Annotated in this window: 10 protein-coding genes and 1 riboswitch; of the genes, 9 read left to right on the top strand and 1 reads right to left on the bottom strand. The window is 39.6% G+C overall.

Going from position 1 to position 12759, the window contains the following annotated elements:
* Nucleotides 1–45 precede the first annotated feature (45 nt).
* The 8 genes from hutU to CKJ95_RS16055 all read left to right on the top strand — a co-directional run bounded on the left by hutU (nt 46) and on the right by CKJ95_RS16055 (nt 9421).
* A complete protein-coding gene (gene hutU / locus CKJ95_RS16090) occupies nt 46–1725 on the top strand; it encodes a urocanate hydratase (protein ID WP_099354469.1) in 1680 nt (559 codons plus the stop codon).
* A complete protein-coding gene (gene hutI, locus CKJ95_RS16085) occupies nt 1722–2981 on the top strand; it encodes an imidazolonepropionase (RefSeq protein WP_099354468.1) in 1260 nt (419 codons plus the stop codon). The genes hutU and hutI overlap by 4 nt, the downstream gene beginning before the upstream one ends.
* 1 nt (nt 2982) lies before the next feature.
* Nucleotides 2983–3957 (top strand): agmatinase family protein, encoded by a 975-nt coding sequence (locus tag CKJ95_RS16080; RefSeq protein ID WP_099354467.1) that lies wholly within the window; start codon nt 2983–2985, stop codon nt 3955–3957.
* Nucleotides 3958–4051: 94 nt separating this feature from the next.
* Nucleotides 4052–4152, top strand: a riboswitch (SAM riboswitch).
* A gap of 226 nt (nt 4153–4378) precedes the next feature.
* Nucleotides 4379–5404, top strand: coding sequence for a methionine ABC transporter ATP-binding protein (locus CKJ95_RS16075; protein WP_099354466.1), 1026 nt, complete (start codon nt 4379–4381; stop codon nt 5402–5404).
* The gene (locus CKJ95_RS16070; RefSeq protein ID WP_099354465.1) at nt 5394–6056 is read left to right on the top strand and encodes a methionine ABC transporter permease; all 663 of its coding nucleotides are present in this window, start codon (nt 5394–5396) and stop codon (nt 6054–6056) included. The genes CKJ95_RS16075 and CKJ95_RS16070 overlap by 11 nt, the downstream gene beginning before the upstream one ends.
* Nucleotides 6057–6080: 24 nt before the next feature.
* Nucleotides 6081–6956 carry a MetQ/NlpA family ABC transporter substrate-binding protein gene (locus tag CKJ95_RS16065; protein WP_099354464.1) on the top strand — a complete coding sequence of 292 codons (876 nt, stop codon included), beginning with the start codon at nt 6081–6083 and terminating at the stop codon, nt 6954–6956.
* A gap of 60 nt (nt 6957–7016) precedes the next feature.
* A complete protein-coding gene (locus CKJ95_RS16060) occupies nt 7017–8399 on the top strand; it encodes an LLM class flavin-dependent oxidoreductase (protein WP_099354463.1) in 1383 nt (460 codons plus the stop codon).
* Between the two features lie 35 nt (nt 8400–8434).
* Nucleotides 8435–9421, top strand: a complete 987-nt coding sequence (locus CKJ95_RS16055; protein ID WP_099354462.1) for an aldo/keto reductase — start codon at nt 8435–8437, stop codon at nt 9419–9421.
* A gap of 71 nt (nt 9422–9492) precedes the next feature.
* Here the strand turns inward: CKJ95_RS16055 and CKJ95_RS16050 are convergent, their stop codons facing one another.
* Nucleotides 9493–10008, bottom strand: a complete 516-nt coding sequence (locus CKJ95_RS16050; RefSeq protein ID WP_099354461.1) for a gamma carbonic anhydrase family protein — start codon at nt 10006–10008, stop codon at nt 9493–9495.
* Between the two features lie 398 nt (nt 10009–10406).
* On the opposite strand from CKJ95_RS16050, the gene CKJ95_RS16045 reads away from it, so the two are divergent.
* On the top strand, nt 10407–12713 hold the full coding sequence (locus CKJ95_RS16045) for an ATP-binding cassette domain-containing protein (RefSeq protein ID WP_099354460.1): 2307 nt from the start codon (nt 10407–10409) through the stop codon (nt 12711–12713).
* Nucleotides 12714–12759: the final 46 nt, after the last annotated feature.

Here is a 12759-nt window from a genome sequence, read left to right as displayed (position 1 = left end):
TTATAAAAGTTTTGACAATACGTAACACAAACTGGAGGGAATAAAATGAAAAGTACAACAAACAACAAAATTATCCGCTATGTAGGGACACAATTAAATACGAAAGGTTGGCAGCAAGAGGCTGTGCTTCGTATGTTAATGAATAATTTAGATGCAGATGTAGCCGAGAGACCAGAGGATCTTGTTGTATATGGGGGGATTGGGAAAGCGGCACGTAACTGGGAATCATTTGACGCGATTGTCCATTCACTTAAAGAACTAGAAAGTGACGAAACATTGCTTGTGCAATCAGGAAAACCGGTGGTTGTTTTTAAAACACATAAAGATGCTCCACGTGTTTTGATTGCGAATTCGAATCTTGTTCCAGCTTTTGCAAATTGGGAAACCTTCCATGAACTCGATAAAAAAGGCTTAATGATGTATGGGCAAATGACTGCAGGCAGCTGGATTTATATTGGTTCTCAAGGAATTGTCCAAGGTACGTACGAAACGTTTGCAGAATTAGCGAAGCAGCACTTCAACGGTACATTAAGAAGTACGATTACTGTAACATCTGGCCTTGGAGGAATGGGTGGTGCACAGCCACTTGCCGTAACGATGAATGGTGGCGTATGTATCGCGATTGAAGTGGATGAGACTAGAATTGATCGCCGGATAGAAACTCGTTATACAGATGTGAAAGCGTACACATTGGATGAAGCAATCCGGTTGGCAGAAGAAGCGAAAAGAGAAGGGAAGGCATTATCGATTGGATTAGTAGGTAACGCATCTGATCTTCTTCCTGAGATGATTGCAAGAAACTTTATCCCTGATGCTTTAACAGACCAAACATCAGCACATGATCCACTAAATGGGTATGTTCCTTCAGGGATGTCGCTTGAGGAAGCATCAAAATTAAGAGAATCCAACCCTAAAGAGTATATAAATCTATCAAAAGCATCAATGGCTAAGCATGTTGAAGCGATGCTTGAAATGATGGAAAAGGGGGCAATCACATTTGACTATGGTAATAATATTCGCCAGGTTGCCAAAGATGAAGGCGTAGAAAATGCTTTTGATTTCCCTGGCTTCGTTCCGGCCTATATTCGCCCACAATTTTGTGAAGGAAAAGGACCTTTCCGATGGGTAGCACTATCAGGAGACCCAGAAGATATCTATAAAACAGACGAAGCGATTTTACGTGAATTTAGTGACAATGAGCATTTATGTAATTGGATTCGGATGGCACGGGATAAAATTCAATTCCAAGGTCTTCCATCTCGTATTTGCTGGTTAGGCTATGGAGAGCGTGCTCGTTTCGGCAAAATCTTGAATGATATGGTGGCAAGCGGTGAACTAAAAGCACCGATCGTCATTGGTCGTGACCATTTGGATTCAGGTTCAGTTGCATCACCAAATCGAGAAACAGAAGCAATGAAAGATGGATCAGATGTTGTGGCGGATTGGCCGATATTAAATGCGATGGTAAACGCTGTTGGAGGCGCAACTTGGGTATCTGTTCATCACGGTGGTGGTGTAGGAATGGGTTATTCCTTACATGCAGGAGTAGTAATTGTTGCGGATGGTACGAAAGAAGCTGAAGCACGGATTGAGCGAGTATTAACAACAGATCCAGGAATGGGTGTTGTACGTCATGCTGATGCCGGATACGAGCTTGCCAAGAAAACAGCGCGTGAAAAAGGAATTAAGATGCCAATGCTTGATAAAGGGGCTGATCAAGAATGACTAAACCAATCTGGATTAAACATGCTGCTCAATTAGCAACGCTCGCTTCTGATGTAAAAGGTCCGCGCTCAAAGGGAGAAATGTCTGAGCTTGGGCTAATTGAAGACGGCAGTATGTGGATTGAAGATGGTGTAATCGAGGCAGTAGGAACAACAAAAGGCCTTGAAGCCCGATATGCAAATAAGCTCCAAGAGGCAGAAATTGTGGATGCCACGAATCATCTAGTTACTCCAGGACTGGTGGATCCGCATACACATGTTGTGTACGGAGGGAGCCGCGAGCGTGAATTTGAAATGCGCCTCGAGGGTGCAACATATATGGACATTATGAACGCGGGTGGAGGAATTCATGCGACCACCACCATGACAAGAGAAGCTACAGAAGATGAGCTAGTTGAACAAACAACACGTCGACTTGATTCGTTTTTGGCTCATGGTGTAACGACTGTGGAAGGGAAAAGCGGGTATGGTATGGATTTGGAAACGGAGTTGAAGCAGTTGCGTGTGATGAAAAAGCTTCAAAATCAACATCCAATTGATCTTGTCCCAACGTTTATGGGAGCACATGCAGTACCGCCAGAGTATAAAGGTCGTGAAGATGAGTTTGTTGATTATTTAATCAATGAAATGCTACCAGTAGTAGCTAAGGAAAAATTGGCCGAATTTAATGATGTCTTTTGTGAAAAAGGGGTATATACACCAGAGCAGTCGGAGCGGATATTAGAAGCCGGAAAACGCTTGGGATTAATCCCGAAAATCCATGCAGATGAAATTGTACCTTATGGAGGTGCAGAATTAGCTGCGAAAGTAGGAGCCATTTCAGCAGAGCATTTATTAAAAGCATCAGATGAAGGCATTAAAGCAATGGTAAAATCAGGTACGATCGCTTGTTTACTTCCTGCAACAGCCCTGTATTTACGTGAAGCAGCGGCTGCAGGTAGAAAAATGATCGACGAGGGTGTGGCTGTGGCGATTTCAACGGATTGTAATCCAGGGTCTTCTCCAACAACCTCGATGCCACTTGTTATGAATTTAGCTTGTATTTTAATGCGTTTAACGCCTGCAGAAGCATTAACGGCGGCAACCTATAATGCAGCCCATGCAATTAACCGTCAAGAACAAGTTGGGTCACTTGAGGTCGGCAAACAAGCAGATTTCGTTTTATGGAATGTGAAAAATTATCAAGAATTGCAATATTTATTTGGTGTAAATCATGTAAAAGCGGTATGGAAAAAAGGTGTAAAGGTCGTGAACTAAGATGAGTGAACATTTTCTTCAGGTGCCTGAATGGTCATGGAATCAGACGGCAATTGATGGACCAACTTACGTCCATCAATGGGTTAAACCATTGAGTGTGTTAGAACATACGCCTGATCTCATCCTGTACGGAGCGCCAATCTCGAGGTCTTCGATTAGTGTTTCTGGAGCTTCTTTATACCCAACTGAATTTCGGAGGATGTGGAAAGGATTTGCCACATATAATTTGGACGAAAATGTTGATTTGAGTCCCTTTCAAGTGGCGGATGCGGGTGATGTGGCAATGCATACGACGGATATAATTTTATCACATCAACGAATCCAAAAAACAACAGCCTATCTTGCCGCACATTATCCAAACACGCCGACATGTATGATTGGCGGTGATCATTCGACAACGGCTTGTGCTGTAAGAGGTATTAAGGATACTTTCCCTAGTGAAACGATTGGAATTTTACAACTTGATACACATCTTGATGTAAGGGATCCTAAAGAACTCGGGCCAGCTAACGGAACGCCGATCCGCCAATTAATTGATGGCCAGGTCGTGAAAGGGGAAAACGTAATTAATATTGGACTGCATGGATACTACAATGCAAAACCATTAGTAGATTACGCAAATGAGCACAACATTCAGATGGTGACCTTAAAGCAAGCTCGAAAACAAGGGCTAATCAACACGATTCAACGAGCATTAGAGCAATTATCAACAAAGGTTGATCGTATTTACGTAACAGTTGATATGGATGTATTGGATATTTCGGTTGCGCCTGGAGTACCAGCTTCTACACCAGGCGGGTTATCGACGATTGAGCTATTTGATAGTTTGCTAGAAATCGGCAAACATTCTACTGTTCGGCATATCGATTATGTCTGCCTTGATCCAAGTAAGGATTCGGCAGTTTCTGAAACAGTTAAGGTTGGAACCTATGCGTGGCTGCAATTTATTACAGGGCTTATCTTACAAAGAAAGTAAACTTCTATTCTGAAGTTAAAGATTTTTCAAAAATCTTATTGACAGTTAAAGACATTCCATGTAAATTATTAATTACAATTCAATAATCAATGAATTCTTATCAAGAGAGGTGGAGGGACTGGCCCTTTGAAGCCTCGGCAACAGACTACTAGGTACTGTGCCAAATCCAGCAAGCAAAAGCTTGAAAGATGAGAAGAGACGATTAAATTTACTATTTAAACCCTCTTCTGTCATGAAGGGGGTTTTATTTTTCGAGTTAAAAGAGGTCTTTACTAACTATAATCAATTCTCAAAAACTAAATTTATATAAAATGAAAAAGTATGCCGATTAGACAACTAAAGGTATCTTTATCCAATACATCTTTACATGGTGTTGGATAGAGGTGCCTTTTTTGTTTGATTTCAAAAGGAGGATTATCAATTGATTAAGTTTGAGGAAGTAAATAAAGTATTTGGGTTGGAAGGGAAGAAGGTGCAAGCGTTAAAGGATGTTTCTTTGACCATATCAAAAGGAGAAATCTTTGGGGTGGTTGGATTTAGTGGGGCTGGTAAAAGTACATTGCTCCGACTCGTTAATTTACTTGAACGTCCAACATCAGGGAAGGTGGTGGTTAACGACCAAGAAATATCTAGTCTCTCTCAAGCTGAACTACGGAAGTTACGAAGGAAAATCGGTATGATCTTTCAGTCTTTTAATCTATTTAACTCTCGCACTGTCTATGGAAATATCGCTTATCCTCTAAAACTTGCAAAGTTGCCAAAAGAAGAAATAGATCATCGTGTTAAAGAATTACTTCAATTTGTTGGTTTGCAAGATAAGTCAGATCAGTATCCAGAGCAACTATCAGGAGGGCAAAAGCAAAGAGTGGGAATTGCAAGAGCACTTGCTACATCACCAGATATTCTGATTTGTGATGAAGCAACCTCTGCGCTAGATCCTGAAACAACGGGAGAAATTCTTCAGCTATTACGCAAGGTTAATGAGGAGTACAATATTACCATTTTACTTATTACTCATGAAATGCATGTAATCCGTAGTATTTGTCATCGAGTGGCAGTGATGGAAAATGGGTCTGTGATTGAAGAAGGAAATGTGTATGACATATTTTCAAACCCACAATCTAAAACGACTAAAAATTTTATTAGTTCCGTGCTAAACGATAAGCTTTCTAGCAAACTCTTAGAGAAATTACGAAATGACCATTATGGAAACTTGTATCGAGTGATTTTTACAGGAGGGGCTTCAAGTCAGCCAATCCTGTCACGAGTAACGAGAAAGCATGGGATTGATTTCAATATTATATACGGAAGTATTAACGAGTTACAGGATCAATTGTTTGGTAGTTTAATTGTTGAGTTTCAGGGTCCTGAAACTCTAATTCAGGAAGTTATCAATGAACTCAAACAAATTGTTGAAGTAAGGGAGGTGATTAATCATGAGAGTTGATTGGACTACATTTTGGCCTCGTATTATTGAAGCTACTGGAGAAACCATTTTGATGGTTATCTTTACATTAATTTTCTCAAGCATTATTGGTATAGCGATGGGAGTGCTCTTTTTTGTCACCCGTAAAGGGAACATATTAGAAAATAAATATATCTTTCTCGTACTTAATTTGTTAGTGAACATCGTTCGTCCCATTCCATTTATCATTTTGCTAGTTGCATTGAGCCCCTTAACTCGTGCAGTTATGGGTACTACGATTGGAACGGCAGCAGCGATATTCCCTATGACGATAGCTGCATGCTTTGCGGTTGCTAGGATTGTAGAGAGTAACCTTGTCTCGATTGATCCGGGAATTATTGAAGCTGCACAGGCTATGGGTGCAAGTCCAGTAAGAATCATATTTGGCGTACTTATACCTGAAGCGTTAGGACCTCTTATTCTCGGTCTCACTTTTGTTACGGTTGGACTTGTCGATTTCTCAGCTATGGCGGGAACGGTAGGTGGCGGTGGATTAGGTGACCTTGCCATGACCTATGGTTACCAGAGATTTGATACATCGGTCATGATTGTAACAGTTGTTATCTTAATTCTACTTGTTCAAATAGCACAGTTTTCCGGGAACTTTTTATCTAGATTCTTTTTACGAAGATAACCTAAAAAAGGGAGAGATTTCATAATGAAAAAGCGATTAATTATTTTATTATCAATGGTGTTTGTTATTTCAATACTTGCAGCGTGTACGAATAGTACATCTGGAAAATCCAATGAGGTCGTAAAGATTGGTGTAACAGGTGCGGATGGGCCGTATTGGAAGCTTATTGAAGAAAAAGCAAAGGCAAAAGGAATCACAATTGAGTTAGTGGAGTTTTCCGATTACATTCAGCCAAATAATGCTCTTGCAAATGGAGAGATTGATATGAATTCTTTCCAACATATTGCTTTTCTAGGTCCTGCAAATGTTGAGAATGGCTTTAAGATTGTTCCGATTGCTTCAACAACAATTAACCCAACAGGAATTTACTCTGAAAAATATGATGATTTAGCAGACATACCAGAGGGTTCTCAAATCGCGATTTCAAACGACCCTGCTAACCTTGGCCGAGGTTTAACTTTATTAGAAACTGCTGGATTAATTGAGCTAAAAGAAGGTGTTGGTATATACGGAACCTTAGATGATATTGCTAAGAACCCAAAGAATTTAGAAATTGTTCCAGTTGTTTCTCAACAAACTGCACAGGCACTTAAAGATGTTGCTGCATCTCTGATAAATAATGGGATTGCAGGTCAAGCGGGATTGAATTTTAAGGATGCGTTGTTATATGACGATCCAGAGAGTGAAGAAGCAAGACCATATATTAATGTATTTGCCGTTCGTGAAGAGGATAAAGACAATGAGACATACAAAACAATTGCAAAGCTATATCAGGAAGCGGATGTGAAAGAAGCTGTTATAGAAGATACAAAGGGTGGAAGTATTGTTGTTGATATTCCTGCTGAAGATCTTGAGGAGACTTTAAATCAATTAGAAGAAAGCATTAAGAATAGAAAATAGAGAATGTAAGAATTGAATATTTAACAAGGCAATTAAATAATCTATGAAAAGGTGAGACAATTGACAAAACAAATACGATTAAATGTTTTCGATATGACGAGTGCTATGCATAATTCACACGGGCTTTGGAAGCATCCAAATAGTGAGAGACATACTCAATATAAAGATTTAGATTATTGGATAGACTTAGCAAAATTATTGGAACGAGGAAAGTTTGATGCCGTATTTTTTGCAGATGTGCTGGGGATATATGATGTTTATAAACAAAGTAAACATCCATCTATCCGTGACGGGGTTCAGGTGCCATTAAATGATCCAGCTTTTGTTGTACCAGCGATGGCGAGTGTGACAGAACATCTATCTTTCGCCGTGACAGTTAGTACTACATATGAGCATCCATTCGGCCATGCTAGGAGGTTCTCAACCTTAGACCATCTTACAAAAGGGAGAATCGCTTGGAATATCGTTACTTCCTATCTTCCGAATGCTGCACGCAACTTTGGTCTACCAGAAATGCTAAAGCATGATGCACGATATGATTTGGCTGACGAGTTTTTGGAAGTCTCTTATAAGCTATGGGAAGGGAGTTGGGAGGACAATGCTGTCATCGCGGATGCCTCCCAAGAAATTCTAATAGACCCATCGAAGGTACATGAGATCAATCATAAAGGTGAGTATTTTTCGGTAGAAGGTCCTCATTTAAGTGAGCCTTCCATACAGCGTACCCCAGTTATATATCAAGCAGGTACGTCTGAACGTGGCAAGGAGTTTGCGGCCAAACATGCAGAATGTGTATTTGTTGGCGGGTCAGCAGAAAAAATAAAATCGTCTATTCAAGATATCCGACAAAGAGCGCAAAAGTATGGTCGAAATCCTGAACATATAAAGGCTTTTACTTTTTTGAATGTGATTGTGGGTGAGACTACAGAACAGGCAGAAGAAAAGTATCAGGAATTAGCTAGGTATTGGAGTGCTGAAGCAGCAAAAGCTCAATATGGTGGTTCTAGTGGTTATGATTTATCACAGTATACAGACTTAGATAGTCCTTTCGAATATAAACATACGGAACATGGGCAATCAAGAGCTGCCTCACTTACAAAAGATGTACCAAAAAAATTAACAGTCAGAGAAGTATTAAACCGTTTTGAAACAATCGATCGGAATCATGTGCTAGTAGGAAATCCTAGTGAAGTGGCTGATGCAATTCAGTTTCAATTCGAAGAGAGCGGTGTAGATGGCTTTAACCTGGCTCACCTTGTCACACCAGAAAGCCTAGAGGAATTCATTGATTTGGTCATTCCTGAATTACAGAAACGCGGAATATACAAAACGGAATATGAACAGGGGTCCTTTAGGGAAAAAATATTTAATCACGGAAGTAGTTTATTACCAAACGATCATCCGGGAAGTCAATATCGAAAAACTGCTATATTAGAAGGGTAACAATTAGCTTTTTATAAAATGGAGAGGGAGTTTTTATGGAATATAAAACAATCGGAGATACTGGCATTTACGTATCAGATTTGTGTTTCGGTACAATGTCTTTCGGTGGGATAGCAGACGAAAAAACGTCTATGGCAATGTTTAACCGGTGTAGGGAAGTTGGAATCAATTTTTTTGATACAGCTAATATTTATAACAGTGGAAGGTCGGAAGAAATACTAGGTAAGTGTATAGCTGATTGCCGTGATGACATTGTGTTAACTTCAAAGGTCGGTCTTCCTTCTGGCGTTGGTAAAAATGATGGAGGCACTTCTAGAAGACATATTTTCCTTTCTATTGAGAAAACACTGAAGCGTTTGGGAACAGATCGAATTGAATTTTACTTCCTTCATCGGTTTGATGATAAAACCGAAATCGAGGAAACGCTCGTTGCTTTAAATGATCTTCAAAGACAAGGGAAGATCCTATATCCTGCGGTTAGTAATTGGGCAGCATGGCAAATTGCAAAAGCTCTTGGTATATCAGAACGAAAAGCGTTGGCTAAATTTAAACTAGTTCAACCTATGTATAATCTAGTGAAAAGGCAAGCCGAAGTGGAGATATTACCACTAGCCCAAGCGGAAGGGCTTGGGGTCATTAGCTATAGCCCGTTAGGTGGAGGACTCCTAACAGGAAAATATGGGGAAGCTAAGAAGCCCAAACAAGGTAGACTGGTAGAACAACAAAACTATCAACTTAGATATGGCCAAAAGGATTATTATGATATTGCTAGTCGATTCACACAATATGCAAATGAAAATGGGTATGATCCAGTTTCTCTAGCGGTCGCTTGGGTAAAGAGTAATCCAAGTATTACAGCGCCTATAATAGGTGCTAGAAACCTAGAGCAGTTGGAACCAGCACTTGATTCTATTAGTATCTCGTTAGAAAAGAATCAGTGGGAAGAAATTGCATCCTTGTCCATTAATCCCCCGTTAACAACAGACCATAGTGCTGAGGAAGGAATAGTTAAAAGTAGATAAAATAAGAAAAACTGTAGGTGCTTGCCGTCCTACAGTTTTTTCTTTTTTCTATGGAACTAATTTCTATGGAACTACTTATTTAATATGTCATTGTATATGTAATTTTTTTCAACGTAAGTATCAATGGATAGTTGAATTAGTTCAAAATCCTTATCGGTTAGTTCCCGAACCACCTTTCCTGGTGAGCCTAGGACAAGGGAACGAGGTGGAATGATTTTATTAGACGGAATTAGCGTATTGGCACCAATGATACACTCTTCACCGATGACGGCACCATCTAAGATTGTTGAGCCCATTCCGATGATACATCTTTTTTTAATCGTACAACCATGAAGAATCACATTATGACCAACAGTTACTTCATCTTCCACTACTACCGGTGAGCCTTCAAATAAATGAATGGTTGCATTATCTTGGATACTACATCGATCCCCAATAATAATAGCGTCTTCATCACCGCGCAGAACGGCATTAAACCAAATAGAGGTCTCTTTACCAACCTGAACATCACCAATTACATATGAACCTGGAGCCAAGAAGACAGTCTCATGTACGTTAGGTTTTTTGTCTTTAAAGGGAATAAGCATTATGAAATCTCCTTTTCGATTTTTCATAATATTATAACATATTTATCATTCGTGATAAGATGGGATTTGGAATGGACTTATTCGTTCGGGACTTCATAACGCCGATGAAGGACTTTGCACGAGACTGACATGCTCGTTCAGGACTTCATAACCGCGATGAAGGACTTTACACGAGACTGACATGCTCGTTCGGGACTTCATAACGGCGATGAAGGACTTTGCACGAGACTGACATGCTCGTTCGGGACTTCATAACGCCGATGAAGGACTTTACACGAGACTCGCTTGTTCTTATTAGAACAATCTTCGATAGGGAAAGGTATTCCTCCTGTTGGGGGTGGCTAAACTTGTAATGAACTGAAATAAACATAGTAGATTAATATAGAAAGGATGGTAACATGTCTGATATTAAAGATGAAATTATTTTAAGAGGATTAAAAGAACATAATCTAAAAAATATAGATTTAACTATACCAAAAGAAAAAATCATCGTATTTACTGGTCTTTCAGGCTCTGGAAAGAGTTCAGTTGTTTTTGATACATTAGCAACAGAAAGCAGAAGACAAATGACAATGAACTATCCTCTCTATGTTAGAAATCAAATGCCAAGGTATGAAAGACCTCACGCAGATCTTATGCAAAACTTAAGCCCAGTTATAGTTGTAGAACAAAGGCCGATAGGGGGAAATTCTCGCTCAACAGTAGGCACCTATATGGATATAGATCCATTGATTAGACTTTTATTCTCAAGGATAGGAAAACCATCCATAGGTTCTGCCACCGATTTTTCGAGTCAAAGTTCCTTTGGCAGATGTCCAGAATGTGGTGGATTTGGGGAGGTCATTACGCCGGACTTAAATAAGATAATCGATTTTAATCAATCACTTCGAGAATACGCAGTGAAATTTAAGCCGTTGTCGCCATCTGGCTGGCAAGGCAGATGGATGATGACTGGTGGTTTATTCAATCCAGATAAACCTATAAAGGACTACTCAAAAGAAGAACTCCAGTTGCTATTATATGGTCCCCGAGAAGGTGAAAAAGTCTATGCGCCGTTTCATACGAAAAATGGACCTCAGGATCATGAGTGGGATGGGCTATTGCCTCGATTTACGCGACTTTATATAAACAGAGATATCACAAAGCTAAAAGAAGTATCCCAAGATGATGTATTGGCCGTTTCTACACATTCGTTATGCCCAACCTGCCAAGGCTCTGGCCTGAATCCAAAGGTATTAGAATGTAGAATAAATGACTTAAACATCGCAGACTACGATCAATTAGAGCTTCCAGACATAATAGGAGAATTAAAGAACATCAAAGATCATATGGGACATTCAATTGCACAACAAATAATCCCACATGTGAAACAACTAGTCGATATGGGATTAGGATATTTGAGTCTATCAAGAAAAATGGGCACTTTGTCTAGTGGCGAAGCTCAAAGGGTAAAGATTGCTCGTCATTTAGGGAGCAGTTTAAACAATATTACATACATTTTCGACGAACCAAGTGCAGGGCTCCATCCAGAAGAAGTGGATATGTTAATACATATGCTAAAAAGGATAAAAGACCAACATAATACCGTAATTGTAATTGAACACAATCTAACAGTTATAAAAGTAGCGGATGAAATAATTGAAATGGGGCCAGGAGCAGGTGTAAATGGAGGAGAGGTTCTCTATCAAGGAAATATAGATGGCCTAAAGAACTCTCCCACCGCAACAGCTTTAAACCATAAATTAACCATAAATAGAGGTCCAAGGGATATAAAAAGTTATTTTAGAATCAAAAAAGCAGCTACCAATAACCTGAAGAATATAAGCGTACACATTCCTAAAAATGCCCTAGTCTCGATTTGTGGAGTGTCAGGTTCAGGTAAAAGCTCACTAATGTTGGAAGCATTTGCGGAAGAATATCCTGAGACCATAATGGTAGGCCAAGGAAGCATAGGAATCTCCAATCGTTCGACCCTGGCTACATATATGGGAATCATGGACGATATTCGCGCAACATTTTCAAAAGAAACAGGACAACCAGCGGGTTTATTCAGCTTTAACACCATAGGGGCATGCCCTATCTGCAATGGAAAAGGAGTAATAACCCCAGATGTAGCATTTGCAGATCCTGTGACAATACCTTGTGAAACATGTGACGGTTCGAGATATTCAGATGAAGCGCTGACCTACAAATATCAGAATAAAAATATAGTAGAAATATTAGATTTAACTATAAATGAGGCTGTTCATTATTTTAATATACCCAAAATCATAAAAAGAGTGCGTACACTTAAAGAAGTAGGTTTAGGGTATTTGACTTTAGGCCAGACGACAAGTTCTCTAAGCGGAGGGGAAATCCAACGTCTAAAGCTCGCAAGCCAGTTACAAAAAGAAGGACAAATCTATCTTTTAGACGAGCCATCTTTAGGGCTACACACAGAAGACAATGAAAAACTATTAGACGTATTTCGTAATCTCGTAAACAGAGGTAATTCTGTCATCATAATCGAACACAATCTAAACTTTATAGCGGCGAGCGACTGGGTAATTGAATTAGGTCCAGGAGGAGGAAAAAAAGGAGGACATCTTATTTTTGAAGGCACACCAGAAGAGATGTTACGGGCAGAAACAATAACAGCGAAATGGTTAAAGCATGTAGTGATCGCACAGAAGGAATCGAGCTACAGGAACACGTCAACGAACTAAACAAAGATGGTTTATTATTTGGACAAGGTTTTTACTTTAGCAAACC

The organism is Fredinandcohnia onubensis, from assembly GCF_002734285.1.
Lineage (GTDB): Bacteria > Bacillota > Bacilli > Bacillales > Bacillaceae_L > Ferdinandcohnia > Ferdinandcohnia onubensis_A.
This window is presented reverse-complemented; position numbering and strand designations above follow the sequence as displayed.